The 15180-nt window shown below is 72.2% G+C and carries 15 protein-coding genes and 7 tRNA genes; 10 read left to right on the forward strand and 12 right to left on the reverse strand.

Annotated features, from left to right (window positions below):
• Nucleotides 1-76: 76 nt before the first annotated feature.
• Nucleotides 77-1723, forward strand: a complete 1647-nt coding sequence (locus ACIRST_RS06430; RefSeq protein WP_350521278.1) for a hypothetical protein — start codon at nt 77-79, stop codon at nt 1721-1723.
• Nucleotides 1724-1796: 73 nt separating this feature from the next.
• Here the strand turns inward: ACIRST_RS06430 and ACIRST_RS06435 are convergent, their stop codons facing one another.
• The 4 genes from ACIRST_RS06435 to ACIRST_RS06450 all read right to left on the reverse strand — a co-directional run bounded on the left by ACIRST_RS06435 (nt 1797) and on the right by ACIRST_RS06450 (nt 6251).
• Nucleotides 1797-2357, reverse strand: a complete 561-nt coding sequence (locus tag ACIRST_RS06435; protein ID WP_097238679.1) for an HIT domain-containing protein — start codon at nt 2355-2357, stop codon at nt 1797-1799.
• A gap of 81 nt (nt 2358-2438) precedes the next feature.
• Nucleotides 2439-4418 (reverse strand): threonine--tRNA ligase, encoded by a 1980-nt coding sequence (gene thrS / locus ACIRST_RS06440; RefSeq protein ID WP_402800494.1) that lies wholly within the window; start codon nt 4416-4418, stop codon nt 2439-2441.
• A gap of 88 nt (nt 4419-4506) precedes the next feature.
• Nucleotides 4507-5664 (reverse strand): hypothetical protein, encoded by a 1158-nt coding sequence (locus ACIRST_RS06445; protein WP_402800496.1) that lies wholly within the window; start codon nt 5662-5664, stop codon nt 4507-4509.
• Nucleotides 5665-5696: 32 nt separating this feature from the next.
• Nucleotides 5697-6251, reverse strand: a complete 555-nt coding sequence (locus ACIRST_RS06450) for a DUF4365 domain-containing protein (protein ID WP_350521281.1) — start codon at nt 6249-6251, stop codon at nt 5697-5699.
• 169 nt (nt 6252-6420) lie between these two features.
• Between ACIRST_RS06450 and ACIRST_RS06455 the strand changes: the two genes are divergently transcribed.
• A complete protein-coding gene (locus ACIRST_RS06455; RefSeq protein WP_350521282.1) occupies nt 6421-7188 on the forward strand; it encodes an exonuclease domain-containing protein in 768 nt (255 codons plus the stop codon).
• 79 nt (nt 7189-7267) lie between these two features.
• Here the strand turns inward: ACIRST_RS06455 and ACIRST_RS06460 are convergent.
• From ACIRST_RS06460 to ACIRST_RS06470, 3 genes are all read right to left on the reverse strand, one after another.
• A tRNA-Val gene (locus ACIRST_RS06460) sits at nt 7268-7339 on the reverse strand.
• A 206-nt stretch (nt 7340-7545) separates the two neighbouring features.
• Nucleotides 7546-7617, reverse strand: a tRNA-Val gene (locus tag ACIRST_RS06465).
• 78 nt (nt 7618-7695) lie between these two features.
• A complete protein-coding gene (locus tag ACIRST_RS06470; RefSeq protein ID WP_402800498.1) occupies nt 7696-8154 on the reverse strand; it encodes a TIGR02611 family protein in 459 nt (152 codons plus the stop codon).
• A gap of 195 nt (nt 8155-8349) precedes the next feature.
• Between ACIRST_RS06470 and ACIRST_RS06475 the strand changes: the two genes are divergently transcribed.
• Nucleotides 8350-8763 (forward strand): SsgA family sporulation/cell division regulator, encoded by a 414-nt coding sequence (locus tag ACIRST_RS06475; RefSeq protein WP_030056266.1) that lies wholly within the window; start codon nt 8350-8352, stop codon nt 8761-8763.
• Between the two features lie 429 nt (nt 8764-9192).
• A complete protein-coding gene (locus tag ACIRST_RS06480) occupies nt 9193-9762 on the forward strand; it encodes a CGNR zinc finger domain-containing protein (protein ID WP_350521284.1) in 570 nt (189 codons plus the stop codon).
• A 62-nt stretch (nt 9763-9824) separates the two neighbouring features.
• Here the strand turns inward: ACIRST_RS06480 and ACIRST_RS06485 are convergent, their stop codons facing one another.
• Nucleotides 9825-10280 (reverse strand): hypothetical protein, encoded by a 456-nt coding sequence (locus tag ACIRST_RS06485; protein WP_350521285.1) that lies wholly within the window; start codon nt 10278-10280, stop codon nt 9825-9827.
• Between the two features lie 110 nt (nt 10281-10390).
• Between ACIRST_RS06485 and ACIRST_RS06490 the strand changes: the two genes are divergently transcribed.
• Complete coding sequence (locus ACIRST_RS06490) at nt 10391-10891, forward strand: DsbA family protein (protein ID WP_402800501.1); 501 nt, start codon at nt 10391-10393, stop codon at nt 10889-10891.
• A gap of 7 nt (nt 10892-10898) precedes the next feature.
• Here the strand turns inward: ACIRST_RS06490 and ACIRST_RS06495 are convergent, their stop codons facing one another.
• The 3 genes from ACIRST_RS06495 to ACIRST_RS06505 form a co-directional block, all read right to left on the reverse strand.
• Nucleotides 10899-11744, reverse strand: coding sequence for a GNAT family N-acetyltransferase (locus tag ACIRST_RS06495; protein WP_350521287.1), 846 nt, complete (start codon nt 11742-11744; stop codon nt 10899-10901).
• An 80-nt stretch (nt 11745-11824) separates the two neighbouring features.
• Nucleotides 11825-12655: an aminotransferase class IV gene (locus ACIRST_RS06500; RefSeq protein ID WP_402800504.1), complete on the reverse strand. Its 831-nt coding sequence runs from the start codon at nt 12653-12655 to the stop codon at nt 11825-11827.
• 33 nt (nt 12656-12688) lie between these two features.
• Nucleotides 12689-13750 carry a chorismate-binding protein gene (locus ACIRST_RS06505; protein ID WP_402800507.1) on the reverse strand — a complete coding sequence of 354 codons (1062 nt, stop codon included), beginning with the start codon at nt 13748-13750 and terminating at the stop codon, nt 12689-12691.
• A gap of 351 nt (nt 13751-14101) precedes the next feature.
• Between ACIRST_RS06505 and ACIRST_RS06510 the strand changes: the two genes are divergently transcribed.
• From ACIRST_RS06510 to ACIRST_RS06530, 5 genes are all read left to right on the forward strand, one after another.
• Nucleotides 14102-14174 (forward strand) — tRNA-Gly (locus tag ACIRST_RS06510).
• A 40-nt stretch (nt 14175-14214) separates the two neighbouring features.
• Nucleotides 14215-14288, forward strand: a tRNA-Cys gene (locus tag ACIRST_RS06515).
• Between the two features lie 34 nt (nt 14289-14322).
• Nucleotides 14323-14394, forward strand: a tRNA-Val gene (locus ACIRST_RS06520).
• A 44-nt stretch (nt 14395-14438) separates the two neighbouring features.
• A tRNA-Val gene (locus tag ACIRST_RS06525) sits at nt 14439-14510 on the forward strand.
• 41 nt (nt 14511-14551) lie between these two features.
• Nucleotides 14552-14623: transfer RNA gene (locus ACIRST_RS06530), tRNA-Val, on the forward strand.
• Between the two features lie 311 nt (nt 14624-14934).
• On the opposite strand, the gene ACIRST_RS06535 is transcribed toward ACIRST_RS06530, so the two are convergent.
• Nucleotides 14935-15138: a hypothetical protein gene (locus ACIRST_RS06535; protein WP_350521290.1), complete on the reverse strand. Its 204-nt coding sequence runs from the start codon at nt 15136-15138 to the stop codon at nt 14935-14937.
• Nucleotides 15139-15180 lie beyond the last annotated feature (42 nt).

Here is a 15180-nt window from a genome sequence, read left to right on the forward strand (position 1 = left end):
ACTTCAGACGATCATCCGCGCCCGGGGGCCGCGGCACGGTAACCTGCCGCTGACAAGGGGAGGAGGGGACGCCACCGTGACCACACTCGACATGACCCCGGGCGCGCAGATACCCCGGACCGACGCCGGCCCGCAGACCGCCGTCACCCAGGCGCTCTCCTCGGCCGCCTACCGCGACGGCGAGATCGGCGGCTTCGTCACAGCCGTCACCGACGCCAAGGAGAAGAAGGGCCGCTTCGCCCTCTTCCGCCCCAACCTCGGCGAGGCCTTCAGCAAGGCGCTGGTCTCCCGCGCCCTCGGCGGCGACCGCAAGCCCATCGTCCCGGCCTTCGGCGTCGACACCCGCCAGGTCGTCGAGCACTGCCTGGCCGCCGAGGAACTGCGCAACACCCGCGACCGCCACCTCACCACCGTCACCCTGGTCACCGGCGGACTCTTCCTCCCCGGCACCCTGGTCTGGCTCGCCGCCTTCCAGGTGCGCGCCTGGCTCAAACGGGACAACCCGAAGAACGCCGGCGTCTACGGCGGCATCACCCTCGCGCTGGCCGCCGCCCTCGCCGTCTTCCTCGTGCTGCGCCCGCCGGCCGCCGGCGTCCTCGGCATCTACCTGCGCATCACGATGCTCGCCCCGGTCATCGGCTGGTACCTCGCCCGCCGGATCGTCGAGCGTTCCGCCAAGGACCTGCGCGCCCGCTGGCAGTCCCTGGTCGAGGGCTCCGCCGTCGCCGCGACCGTCGCCAAGGCCGTCCCCCGCGACGACCTCGACAAGAAGGCCGTCGACCTGCGCGACAAGCTCGGCCGCCTGGACGCCGAGCAGGAGACCAACGTCCACCACTACGCCGGCCCCAAGGGCATCCTCGGCGCCGGCCGCCGCTGGGGCGAGTGGCGCCTCGCCGACACCCTCCACCCCGCCGAGGGCCACGTCGACTTCCGCGCCTTCCACCCCTGGGACCTGGTCCGCCGGATCTCCACCCACCTCAAGGGCCTCGGCATCAGCCACGTCGCCAACAGCGGCATGCCCAACGTCACCATCAAGCAGTGGGTGGTCTTCGACATCGGCGAGGGCGCCGACGAGATCAGCCGCCCCGGCAACGCCGACATGGACGGCGACCGGATGCGCGACTTCGCCGTGCAGAGCATCGCCGACAAGCAGACCTTCTCCGGCGGCCCCCGGCACTACCTCGCCACCCAGTTCATCACCCACGACGGCAAGCTCGTCCTCACCTTCACCATCACGGTGACCCTGCTCGCCAACGTGCTGACCATCTCGGTGGCCGGCTACGCGCTCGGCCCGGTCAAGGGCGTCTTCTTCGACAAGCCCAAGGACAAGGAGAAGACGGTCTCCAAGACGGTGAAGTTCTGGGAGGACCGCACCGTCAAGCTCCCCCTGATCGACAACGACGAGGTCGTCCGCCAGGCCGTCCGCGCCCCCTTCTACCGGATTCCCGGCCTGCTCGGCTGGCTCGGCGGCGGGCTGGGCCTGCCCGAACCGTTCGGCCTGCGGCACGTCTGGGCCGGCCGCGCCTGGGACAACCGCTCCATGGTCGACAACGCCATGAACGCCTCCGTCCCGGTGCTCAACGCGGTCCACACCGCCACGCTGGAGTTCCTGGAGGAGCACGACCTCGACGCCGACCGGTTCTTCAAGACCCGCACCTCGATCATCAAGTCCGAGGCGCAGAGCCCCCGGCCGTACGACGTCGACACCTTCAACGCCGGCTGAGCCCGGTCCACGACGGACGGAAGGGGCCCGCCACCGATCTCCTCGGTGGCGGGCCCCTTCCGCGTTCTCCGGATCAGCCCTGCGGCCAGACCTCGGCCAGCATCTTCCGGGTGTCCGCCAGCAGTTGCGGCAGCACCTTGGTGTGGCCGACCACCGGCATGAAGTTGGTGTCCCCGCCCCAGCGCGGCACCACGTGCTGGTGCAGGTGCGCCGCGATCCCGGCACCGGCCGCCGCGCCCTGGTTCATCCCGATGTTGAACCCGTGCGCCCCGGAGGCCGCCCGCAGCGCGGTCATCGCCTTCTTGGTGAAGTCCGCCAGCTCGGCCGTCTCCGCCTCGTCCAGGTCGGTGTAGTCGGCCACGTGCCGGTACGGGACCACCATCAGGTGCCCGCCGTTGTACGGGTACAGGTTCAGCACCGCGAACACGGCGCTGCCCCGGGCGATGACCAGCCCGTCCTCGTCGCTCAGCGACGGGATCGAGCAGAACGGACAACCGTCGTCCGGAGCCGGGCCGGTGGGCTTGTTCTCACCCTGGATGTACGCCATCCGATGGGGGGTCCACAAGCGGCGGAAGCCGTCCGGCTCACCGACGCCCCGCTGCAGTTCCGGCTCAGTCGTCATGCTGATCAGCATATTCGCCCGACGGTGGATGCAAAGCCGCGCGGGGCAGACTCATCGAGAGCCTGCCCCGCGCGTGACGGTCGTGCTACCGGATCACACCTGGATGCGGTTCTTCACCGCATCCACGATCTCGGCGACCGCGTCCGCGACCGGGACGCCGTTCTTCTGCTCGCCGTTGCGGTAGCGGAAGGAGACGGCACCCGCCTCGACGTCGTCGTTGCCGGCGATCAGCATGAACGGCACCTTGCTGCGCTGCGCGTTGCGGATCTTCTTCTGCATGCGGTCGTCCGAGGTGTCCACCTCGACCCGGATCCCGTGCTTCTTGAGCTCGGCCGCGACCTCCAGCAGGTACGGAACGTGCTCGTCGGTGATCGGGATGCCGGTCACGGTGACCGGGGCCAGCCACGGCGGCATGGCGCCGGCGTAGTGCTCCAGCAGCACCGCGAAGAACCGCTCGATCGAGCCGAACAGCGCACGGTGGATCATGACCGGGCGCTGGCGCGAGCCGTCCGCCGCGGTGTATTCGAGGTCGAAGCGCTCCGGCAGGTTGAAGTCGAGCTGGATGGTCGACATCTGCCAGGTACGGCCGATGGCATCCTTCGCCTGCACCGAGATCTTCGGGCCGTAGAAGGCCGCGCCGCCCGGGTCCGGCACCAGCGGCAGGCCCTGCTTCTCGGCCACGCTCGCGAGGACGGCCGTGGCCTCCTCCCAGGTCTCGTCGCTGCCGACGTACTTCACCGGGTCCTTGGTCGACAGCTCCAGGTAGAAGTCGGTCAGACCGTAGTCGCGAAGGAGGTTGAGCACGAAGGTCAGCGTGGAGTCGAGCTCCTCGGCCATCTGCTCGCGGGTGCAGTAGATGTGCGCGTCGTCCTGCGTGAAGCCGCGGGCACGGGTGAGGCCGTGGACCACGCCGGACTTCTCGTAGCGGTACACCGTCCCGAACTCGAAGAGGCGCAGCGGCAGTTCACGGTACGAGCGACCGCGCGCGTCGAAGATCAGGTTGTGCATCGGGCAGTTCATCGGCTTGAGGTAGTAGTCCACGCCCTCGTCGAGCTGCATGGGCGGGTACATGCCGTCCGCGTACCAGTCGAGGTGGCCGCTCTTCTCGAAGAGCTTCCCCTTGGTGGCGTGCGGGGTGTAGACGAACTCGTAGCCCTCTTCCTCGTGCCGCTTGCGCGAGTAGTCCTCCATCGCCCGGCGGATGATGCCGCCCTTGGGGTGGAAGACGGCGAGGCCGGAGCCGATCTCCTCCGGGATGGAGAAGAGGTCGAGCTCGTTGCCGAGCTTGCGGTGGTCGCGCTTCTCGGCCTCGACCAGGAAGTCGAGGTGCGCCTTCAGCTCGTCCTTGGTCGGCCAGGCGGTGCCGTAGATGCGCTGCAGCATCGGGTTCTTCTCGCTGCCGCGCCAGTAGGCGGCCGCGTTGCGCATCAGCTTGAACGCCGGGATGTGCCGGGTGCTGGGCAGGTGCGGGCCGCGGCAGAGGTCGCCCCAGCACTGCTCGCCGCTCTTGGCGTCCAGGTTGTCGTAGATGGTGAGCTCGCCGGCGCCGACCTCGACGTCGGCGCCCTCGCCGGCGGTGGCGGCGGAGCCCTTGAGGCCGATCAGCTCCAGCTTGTACGGCTCGGCGGCCAGCTCCTCGCGGGCGGACTCGTCGGTGACCACGCGGCGGGAGAACTTCTGCCCGCGCTTGATGATCTCCTGCATCTTCTTCTCGATGGCCTTGAGGTCATCGGGGTGGAAGGGCTTCTCGACGTCGAAGTCGTAGTAGAAGCCGTCCTTGACCGGCGGGCCGATGCCGAGCTTGGCCTCGGGGTAGAGCTGCTGCACGGCCTGGGCCATCACGTGCGCGGTGGAGTGGCGCAGGATGTCGAGGCCGTCCTTGCTGCCGATCTCGACCGGCTCGACCTCGTCGCCGTCCTGGACGGCGTAGGCGAGGTCCTTGAGCTGGCCGGCGACGCGGGCGGCGATGATCGAGCGGTCGTCGGCGAAGAGCTCGGCGGCCGTGGTGCCCGTCGTCACCACGCGCTCTTCCCGATCGGGTTCGCGGCTGATGATTACCCGGACGTCCGTCACCGGTCTCTCCTGACGTACTGGATTTCAGAGGACGCAGCACAGCGCTGCGCGTGACGATGGTACCGAGAGCGCCGCCCCCGCCGTCCACCTACGCCCCTTCTCCCCCTCCGTCCGCCTTCTCCCCGAGCGACTTCAGCAGGCGCTCGCGGTCCCCTTCCTCCCAGCCGCACGGTTCCAGTCCGTGCGGGCGGGTCAGTCGGCGGAAACCGCCGTGCCGCTCCAGCCGGCCGGAGACCCGGACGGGCAGGCCCGCGAGGTGGGCCTCGGCGGCGAGCCGGTAGTCGGGGTCGGGCAGCCGGAGCCTGAGTTCGCGGACCTCGGCGCCGGTGAGGACGCGCAGCCGTACCGAGCCGGGGCCGGCCGGGTCGGCGCGCTTGAGCCGGGTGACGACGCCGACGACGGTGACGGCGACGGCGGGCTCGATCCGTTCCAGCAGGTCGGCGGCCTCGGTCAGGGCGGGCAGGTCTCCGGGTGAGAAGTCGAGGTCGATCCGGCGGTCGCCGAAGCCGCCCGGCGTTCCGGCGGCGGGTGACCAGGCGACGGTGAGCCGAGCCGCCGTCGTGCCGCGGATGAGTTCCCCGACGGACTGGACGAGCTCCCGGCTGACGCCGGCCCGGACGGCGTTCTCGAAGGCCTCGGGCCCGCCGCTGACCCGGCGGTAGTCGACGGCGTCGCGCAGTGCCTCCAGGGCGCGCACCAGCGTGGTGACGGCGGCGCGGCCCTCGGGGGCGGGGGTGTACGCGGTGAGCGCGGCACCGTGTTCGACCACTAGGACGCGGTCCAGGAAGTCCGCGGCGGGGCCGTCCAGCCGGGCGCCGAAGTAGGCGGCCCTGGCGCGGGCGGCCTTGGCCCCGGCGGCGAGCATCCCGCGGGCCGCCCGGCGGAGCCGCTCGGCGTCGTCCCAGGGGGTGGCCCCGGCGGGGCCGGGCGCTTCGCGGCGCCAGCGCAGTTCATCGCCGGGGACGGCGAGGGCGAGCAGGATCGAGCGGGCCGAGGGCGCGCGGGAGCGGGAGAGTGCGGTGACGGCGTCGGTGAGGAGTTCGACGGCGTCGTCGAAGCCGTCCGCGGCCGGGACGAGGAGGCTGGTGCCGGGCTCGCCGTCGGGCGGGGTCCAGCGGCCGTACCGGGCGGCCGGGCCACCGCGGCGGATCCAGCCGTGCCGGGCGAGCAGGGTGGTCAGCACCGCGGGGTCGACGGTGGCCGGGTCGGGCAGGGGCGGCTCGCCCGGTCCGTGCGGCGGTGTCATGGGGTCGGCTCCTCGCTGCCGGGGCCGGGCGGTCACGGGCTGCCGCCCGCGCCGACCCGGGCCATGATGTCGCAGAGCGCGCGGTCGTCGAAGACCTTGTCGGTGGGCACCCGGACGTTGGTGCGCCGCTGTCCGGTGACGGGGTGGCCGGCCAGGTTGACCCAGTAGCAGCAGTGCCGCAGCTCCAGGGCGTCCGGGCGGGCCCGCAGCCAGTGGTCGACCCGGCTCGGCAGCAGCATCACGACCAGGATCCGGGGGACGGCGACCCGGGACCGGGCGAGCTTGCGCAGGTGGTCGTTGTCCAGGGTGAAGCTGAAGAAGCGCCCGGCCGGGTCGGGCGCGATCTGCTGGGTGGCCTTGAGCTGGATCTTGATGGTGACCTCGTCGTCCACCTGGTGCGCCCGGGAGCCGTGGTTGACCTGCCAGTCGATGCCGTTGTCCGGGAATGGCTGGGAGAGCGAGCAGCCGGCCGCGGCGGCGACCGCGTGCAGGTAGCCGACCTGCAGCGTCTCCATGCAGGCGGTGACCGCGAGGTTCCCCCGCAGGACGGCCGCCGCCTCCTCGGGCTGCGGCTGTGTCAGTGCCATCGCCCCGTGGCCTCCCCCGGCTGCGGGCCCGTCCGGCATTCGAACGGGCCGGTCGATTCGAACGGGACAGTCATGGGCAGGATCCCCGGTCCGGCCTGGGCCAAACGGGTTGAAGGTCCGTCAGAACCGGGTATCAACCGGGCGCGGAACGCACGCCTGAGGGGCAGTCATGCAGCAGCACTGGTACACCGGCCCACTCGCCTCCTTCGACACCGAGACCACCGGCGTGGACGTGGAGAACGACCGGATCGTCTCGGCCGCCCTGGTCGTCCAACTCGCCCCGGGCGCACCGGTGCGGACCACCACGTGGCTCGCCGACCCGGGCGTCCCGATCCCGGACGGCGCCCGCGCGGTGCACGGCATCACCGACGAGCACGTCCGGCTGCACGGCCGCCCGGCCCGCGCGGTGGTGGCGGAGGTCACCCGCGCGCTGGCGGCCGAGGCCCGGGCCGGGCACCCGGTGGTGGTGATGAACGCGCCGTACGACCTGACGCTGCTGGACCGCGAGTTGCGCCGCCATCACGGGCTGACGCTGGTCGGCGGCCTGGCGGCGGCCGGGCTGCTGGTGCTGGATCCACGGGTGCTGGACAAGCACGTGGACCGCTATCGCAAGGGCCGCCGGACGCTGACCGACCTGTGCGCGCACTACGGCGTGGAGCTGGCCGGGGCGCACGACGCGGCGGCGGACGCGACGGCGGCGCTGGGCCTGACCCGGTGCATAGGTGCCCGCTACCCGGCGGCGGTCGGCGGGCTGACGGCGGCGGAGCTGCACCTGCGGCAGGCGGTCTGGCACGCGGCGCAGGCGCGCGGGCTGCAGGGCTGGTTCGACCGCTCGGGGGTCGCGGAGCGGGTGGACCCGTCCTGGCCGTTGCGGCCGGCCCGGTGCGGCTGCGGGCGGCGGCTGGAGCCGGAGCACGGCTGCGAGGCGGCGGCGTAGCGGGCGGCCCGGCGCACCGGAGCCGGAACGCGCCGCAGGCCCTGACCGGTTTCCTGGTCAGGGCCTGCGTGCTGTCCGGTGGGCGATACTGGGATCGAACCAGTGACCCCTTCGGTGTGAACGAAGTGCTCTCCCGCTGAGCTAATCGCCCGGGCAACGAGATGAACTGTAGCACCATTCGGAGGTCGTCGTACAACTCGCCCTTCCGAGGTGCGCCGACGCATCCGCAGAACTCGCGCTCCGCGCGGAAGGTGACTGTGCCTCAGTCGATTACCGGACTCCTCGAAGGGATTCCGGAAAAACATGTGAGGCCCAGCCGATAATCGGCTGGGCCTCACATATCACAATGCATTCCGGTGGGCGATACTGGGATCGAACCAGTGACCCCTTCGGTGTGAACGAAGTGCTCTCCCGCTGAGCTAATCGCCCGGGTGCAGAGAAAACATTACCGCATCCCGGGGGGTGGTCCGAACACCCTCCCTGCACCCCGCCCCGGACCCGGGCAGCTCACCTCCCGTCCAGCTGCCAGGGGACGACCAGGCCGTACCGGGCGAGGTACCAGCCGCCCGCCCCGACGACGGCGGCCAGCACGACGGCGGTGATCGTCAGGTTGCGCCGGCGCACCCGCGGGTCCATGGCCCGGTGGGCCGCCTCGGCGACCTTGCGGCGGGTCCAGCGCAGGACCAGCCGGGCCCAGACGAACTCGGTGGCCCAGATCCCCATGCCCAGGAAGATCACCACCCAGCCCGGCCCGGGCAGCGGCAGCAGCACCACGCCCAGCCCGACCACGGCCAGGCCGGCCAGGAAGATCGCCACCTGCCAGGCCCGGTGCAGCGCGCGGGAGCGGCGCACGAAGGCCGGGGCCCGGGAGCCGACCGCCCGGCCCCCGTCGGGGGGTCCGTCATCCGGCGTGATCGCTTCACCCGTTCTCGTGTTCCCGGCCGTCTTGTCGTTTCGCACAGTCATGCCAGGAAACTAACCAAGAAGTGCCTCGGTAATGCCGGGCCCGGCCGCTCCGGGGCGATTCCGCAATGCGCCGTCAGGGGTACGACTCGCGCCCGAATCGGGACAGAGGGGTTTACATCGGTCTTGGGGGTGGGATGGTCCGTTCGCCGACGTGCGATTCCCCGAGCGCACACTGAGCGAAAGGCCATGGCGCTTATGAACACCACGGTCAGCTGCGAGCTGCACCTGCGCCTCATCGTGTCCAGCGAGTCCTCACTGCCCGTCCCCGCGGGCCTGCGCTACGACACCGCCGACCCCTACGCCGTGCACGCCACGTTCCACACGGGCGCCGACGAGACCGTGGAGTGGGTGTTCGCCCGAGATCTCCTCGCGGAGGGGCTGCACCGACCCACCGGTACCGGCGACGTCCGGGTGTGGCCGTCGCGCAGTCACGGGCAAGGGGTGGTCTGCATCGCGCTGAGCTCTCCGGAAGGAGAAGCCCTGCTGGAGGCCCCGGCCCGGGCGCTTGAGTCGTTCCTCAAGCGGACGGACGCCGCGGTGCCGCCCGGCACCGAACACCGTCACTTCGACCTCGACCGGGAGCTGTCCCACATCCTCGCCGAAAGCTGACCCCGACCGGAGGAGGTCACGCCCCGCCGTCGGCGGGGTCGATCCCCCTGCCGTCATCGCAGCCGTCCTACTCGGGGGCACGGCAGCGCACTCAGCCGCGCACGACGCGGTCTCGGGGCCGGTGGACGGCCCGTTCCCACCGGAGCGGGCCCGCAGCACCGCAGGCGCCCGGCACCGAGGCCGGCCACCCCGTTCGGGTGGCCGGCCTCGGTGCCGGGCGTCGACGTCTTCCCGGGGTCGCACACGGAGACGGGCTTCGAACGTCCACCCGGGGTCCGGATCGGCGGGCGACGCCCGGTTTCGGACGCTCTGACGGGATCCGTACACGCCTTCGAAAGAAGGCGCCGCCCTTCTGGCACAAGGCCCGGTATGGTCTGGGGTAACCGTGGACGCGGGGTATCGGAGTCCCCTGCGCGAGGAGCCCCCAACGTGCTGATCACCCATGACACCGAGTGCGCGCTGAGCATCCTCGTGGAGCTGCTCAACACCGCACCCGAGGTGTGCGGCGCCGAGCGGCTGCCGGACGTCGCCGCGCTCGACGCCTTCGTGGTCCGCCAGGAGATCAGCGAGATCGACTCGCTGACCGAGGACGACCTGCGCCGGGTGCACGAGCTGCGGACCCGACTGCGCGAGGTGTTCGGGACGGAGTCCACCGCGGAGGCCGCCGAACTGGTCAACGCCATCGTCGCGGCCGCCGGGACGACGCCCCGGCTGACCGACCACGACGGCCACGACTGGCACATCCACTACTTCGCGCCGCACGCCGCGCTCGGCGACCACCTGGCGGCCGAGCTGGGCATGGCGCTGGCCTTCATCCTCATGGCCGGCGAGCGCGAGCGGCTGCGCCGGTGCGAGGCGCCGGACTGCGCCCGGGTCTTCGTGGACCTCTCCCGGAACCGCTCCCGGCGCTACTGCGACAGCCGCACCTGCGGCAACCGGCTGCACGTCGCCGCCTACCGGGCCCGGCAGCGCTCGGCCGAGGCCGTCCCCTCGTCCTGATCCACGGGCCCGTGCGGCGCCGCGGGACTCCCCCGTACGGGCCCCGTGTCCGGCTCCGGCGGTCAGATGCCGCGCTTGCGGAGGATCTCCTCGATGTCGGCGAAGTCGCCGAGGCCGTCGTCGCGCTTGCCCCCGGCCGGCTTCTTCGGCGCCTTGGGGGCCGGTGCCACCGCCGGACGCTCGGGCGCCGGTCCGGCGGCCGCGGGGCGCTCCTGCGGCGCCTCGACGGCGCCCCGGCGGCCCACCCAGCGGGTGGTGACCAGCAGGACCACGGAGACGGCGAGCAGTACGACGCCGGTCCACACCCGGGGGTCGAAGACCAGCTTCGCCGCCCAGTCGGTGAACGCCCGGCCGATCGTGCTCGCCAGCGGGAACAGCCCGGTCAGGTACAGCCCGGCGGGCACCAGGGCGACCGCGAACCAGCGGGTCGCGGACAGGAAGCGCCGCTTGTAGGCCCGCAGGCCCGCGACGGCCACGCCGCCCGCCGTGAGCATGAAGCTGATCGCCGCGCTCAGCACGGGGCCACCCCTTCGCGTCCGATCGTCCTGGTCATCGGTGCCTCCCTGTCGGTCCGCCCTCGGGCGCACCACCGGCCGGGGCGGGCGCCCACTAGTGGAACACTGGGGGAATGATCGATGGTTCCCTCCCCCGCCTTGAGTTCTGGTGCGACCTCCAGTGCCCGGACTGCCGCACCGCGCTGGACGACGTACGGGCGCTGCGCGCGCAGTACGGCGACGCCCTGCCCGTGGAGCTGCGGCACTTCCCGCTGGAGAAGCACAAGCACGCCTACGCGGCCGCCGAGGCGGCCGAGGAGGCGTTCGCGCAGGGGCTGGGCTGGCCGTTCGTGGAGGCGCTGCTGGCCCGGGTCGAGGAGCTGGACGCGCGGGGGCAGCAGGTGCTGCTGGACGTCGCCCGCGAGGTCGGGGCGGACGTCGAGGAGGTCGACACCGCGCTGGTCGACGGTCGGCACATGCTGACCGTCGACGCCGACCAGGCCGAGGGGAAGGCGATCGGGGTCACGGGCACGCCGACGTACGTGATCGGCGGCCTGCGCCTGGACGGCGGGCAGAGCCAGGACGGGCTGCGCGAGCGGATCGTGGCCGTCATCGAGGCGGCGCACGCTTCCTGACGGCACGTCAGAGCGCTTTGCCGTAGAGGCGTTCGGTGACGCCGTAGCCGAGCGAGTCGTAGAGCCGGACGGCGACCTCGTTGTCGGCGAAGACGTTGAGCCCGAGGTTGCGCACCCCGGCGGCCAGGCACTCCCGCTCGGCGAGCAGCATCAGGGTGCGGCCGTGACCGCGGCCCCGGTGGGCCGGGGACACCTCGACGACCATCACCCAGGCCAGCGGTTCGCCGTCCGGCAGGTCGCGCAGGTGGAGCGCCACCCAGATCGAGCCGTACGGCTCCGGGCCGCCGTCGGCGCCGTGGAGGCTGCGCAGGACGGCGCCCGGGGTCTCGACGCCCTGCGGGAGCAGGTTCGGCCGGGCGTCGCCGGACTTGGCTCGGGCCTGCTCCTCGGTGAGGCCGGAGGCCACGAGTGCGCGGGCGAAGCGCTCCGCTCCCCCGTCGAGCCAGCCCGGGAGCACCGCGGCCTCGATCGGGCGCACGGTCAGTCCGGTGGGCAGGGCGGGGGCTGCGTCGAGGTGCTTGGTCAGGGTCCGCATCCGCTCGGTGTAGCCGAGGGTGGCGGCGAGGGCCCGCGCCACGGGCGCCGGTTCGGGGATCCTGACGTCCACCCGGACGCAGTCCCAGTGGCGCAGCACCTCCTCGGCGGCCAGCCCGCCGAACGTCCCACGGCCCCGGCCGCGCCCTTCGGTGACCTCCAACTCCGATATCTCGCCCCAGAGTCGGCCGCCGTGCGGAGTGGCGGTGGTGCGCAGCGCGCCGACCGGGTGGCCGTTCGCCAGGATCCGCCAGCGTCTGGTGCGGCCGCCGGCCGCGGTGGGTGTCTCCGGGCCCTCGGGGCGCAGCGTGGTGGTCATGTGGTGGTCCCTTCCCCTTGCTCGGGAGGTTATCCACGGGGGCCGTCCACGCGGCCGGGTTCCGCGGCCCGGAGGCGGGATCAGGGGTCGAGGTCGTCGCCGCTGCGCTCGGCGAAGACGGACATGGCCTTGGCGGTGACGGGGCCGATGCCGGACAGTTCGCGGTCGTCGACGCGGGTGACGGCCTGGACGTCGCGGGTGGTGGAGGTCAGGAAGACCTCCTCGGCGTCCTGGAGGGCGTCGAGCGGGAGGTCCGCCTCCTCCGCGCCGCACCAGTCGACGACGAGCCGCCGGGTGATGCCGGCCAGGCAGCCGGAGGCGAGGGCGGGCGTGAGCAGGCGGCCGCCGATGACCACGAAGACGTTGGAGCCGGTGCCCTCGCAGAGCCGGCCGGCGGTGTTGGCGAACAGGGCCTCGGAGGCGCCGACGCGGTGGGCGGCGGCCAGGGCGACGACGTTCTCCGCGTACGAGGTGGTCTTGAGGCCGGCGACGGCGCTGTGCTCGTTGCGGCGCCAGGGGACGACGGCGACGGCGGTCTCGTCGGGGCGGCGGTTGATGGCACCGAGGGCGACGACGAGGCTCGGGCCGGTGGTGCCGCGCTCGGAGCCGAGCGGGGCCTGGCCGCCGGTGTAGGTCACGCGCAGGCGGCCGAGCGGCGCGGGGTTGGCGGCGAGCACCTGGGCGCAGGCCTCGCGGACCAGGTCGTGGTCGGGGTCGGGCAGGCCTAGGCCGCGGGCGGAGCGGGTGAGCCGGTCGAGGTGGCGGGTGACCGCGAAGGCCCTGCCGTCGACGGTCTTCAGGGTCTCGAAGACGCCGTCGCCGGTGGTGAGGCCGTGGTCGAAGACGGAGACGGTGGCGTCGGCGGAGTCGACGAGGGTGCCGTTGACCCAGCTCGTGGTGCGGTTGTGCATCGAGGGCTGCTCCTCAGCGGTGGGCGGTGTGGCTCATGCCCCGGTCGGATCGGGTTCGCTTCCCGACGCTATCGCGACCAGGCGGGCGGCCTTGAGTTCGGTTTCCGCCCACTCGCGGTCGGGGTCGGAGCCCCAGGTGATGCCGGCGCCGGTGCCGAAGTGCAGGACCGGGGTGCCGGGGTCGGTCCGGTCGAGCCAGAAGGTGCGGATGCCGACGGCGAGTTCGCCCTCGCCGCGGTCGGCGTCGACCCAGCCGACGGCGCCGCAGTACGGGCCGCGCGGAGCGGTCTCCAGGGACTCGATGATCCGCAGGGCGCTGGACTTGGGGGCCCCGGTGACGGAGCCGGGCGGGAAGGTGGCGGCGAGGAGTCCGGGCCAGCCGGCGTCCTCGCGCAGGGTGCCCTCGACGGTCGAGACCAGGTGGACCAGACCGGGGTGCTTCTCGACGGCGCAGAGGTCGGGGACGGTGACGCTGCCGGTGTCGCAGACGCGGCCGAGGTCGTTGCGGACCAGGTCCACGATCATCACGTTCTCGGCGTGGTCCTTGTCGAGGAGGTCGTCCTCGGTGCGGCCGGTGCCCTTGATCGGGCCGGAGGAGACGGTGCGGCCGGTGCGGCGCAGGTAGAGCTCGGGCGAGGCCGTGGCGATCTCGACCCCGTGCTCGGGCAGCCGGATGGTGCCGGCGTAGGGGGCGGGGTTGCCGTGGGCGAGGAGGCCGGTGAGGGCGTCGATGTCGCTGAGGTCCGGGTCGGGCAGTGGCGCGGACATCACCCGGCAGAGGTTGGCCTGGTAGACCTCGCCGGCGGCGATGTGCTCGCGGATGCGGCGCACGCCCGCGGTGTAGGCGGTGCGGTCCAGGGAGCTGTGCCAGCTGCCGGCGTCCGGGCCGCGCCAGCCGGCGCCGGAGGGCGGGGCGGGGGCGGGCAGGACCCGGTCGAAGCGGGCGCAGGTGAGCCGCCCCTCGAAGTCGTAGGCGACGGCCCAGTAGCCGGCGGAGTCGAGGGCGGCCGGGTCCGAGGTGACGTCGCGCAGTCCGGTGGCCAGGCGGCCGCCGAAGCGGGCGAGCGGGGTGCTGGGGTCGGGGTGGCCGGACACGGTTCTCCTGCGCGGTGTGCTGGGCGGCGGTGTCTGAAGTGTAGGTCGGGGGGCGCGCAGCCGACCCTGGTGCGCCCCCTGTGCGACGGGGCGCGCGAGCCGGGGCTCGTGCTGCTTTCGAGCAGCTCCGGGCGTCGCGCGGGTGTGCGTCGGATGGCCTGCGGATGATCGTCCGGGAGCGCCGCAGGTGGCGGCCGGTGGGCGCCGGCACAGGCTGACGGGACGGCACTCGGCGGGCACGCCCTCGGCACGCTGCGAGAACGGATTTTTAGCTGGCCCGGGAATCCGCTAGAGTTCAACACGTCGCCAGGGAGCGCAGCCGGGAAGAACGGCGAAGGTCCTGGGAGACAGGCGGACGTGGCTCAGTTGGTAGAGCATCACCTTGCCAAGGTGAGGGTCGCGAGTTCGAATCTCGTCGTCCGCTCGATGGAGAACAGTGTAAGATCGTTCTTCATGTGTTGCCTGGTGGAGTGGCCGAGAGGCGAGGCAACGGCCTGCAAAGCCGTGTACACGGGTTCAAATCCCGTCTCCACCTCCAAGAGGATCTCCCGGTTCCACCGGGAGCCCTCCCCGCGCGATTAGCTCAGCGGGAGAGCACTACCTTGACACGGTAGGGGTCACTGGTTCAATCCCAGTATCGCGCACAGTAACGGGCCCTTCGAGGCCTGCTGCACCACTGCCTCACCAGGCGCGATTAGCTCAGCGGGAGAGCACTACCTTGACACGGTAGGGGTCACTGGTTCAATCCCAGTATCGCGCACGTCGGATCCTCCGGGGTCTGCTGCAGGACCGCCTCACCAGGCGCGATTAGCTCAGCGGGAGAGCACTACCTTGACACGGTAGGGGTCACTGGTTCAATCCCAGTATCGCGCACAGTAACGGCCGGAGCCGCGATCCACCAGGGTCGCGGCTCCGGCCTTCTGCGTTGTCCATCTGCTCTGCGGTTGCTCCGCAGCACTTCGGTTGCTCCGCAGCACTTCGACGGTGGCCGGACAAGAGAAGAGCCGCGTACGGACGCCCTCACCGACGTCCGTACGCGGCATCTCCGCCTGCCGGGGCGCTCTGCGCACCGCTCTCGCCCGTCCGCGAGTCACAGCGGCCGCGGCCTCCCCGGCGGCACCGCTCCCCGTCCCCAGGGGACCGGTGCCCGTTCTGTGTCCGCCCCTCAGGGGGCGGCGTCCTTCTCAGCGGCCGATCAGATCGGCGACGGCCTGGGCCTGGTTCGCCATCTGGTCCCACCCGCCGAAGAGCAGCACCAGGAGCACGGCGCACGGCAGGGCCATGGCCAGTGCCACCGCAGGGTGCCGGGTGGGCTGCTCGGTGGCGGACCGGGACTGGACGAAGGCCGGCCGACGGCGGCGGGGGTTTCCCGTGAGCTGCGGTGCCATGCCCTTGCTCCTGATCCGGTCGAGTTGGCGCGGTGAACGGCT

This window comes from Kitasatospora sp. NPDC101447, from assembly GCF_044767225.1.
GTDB lineage: Bacteria > Actinomycetota > Actinomycetes > Streptomycetales > Streptomycetaceae > Kitasatospora.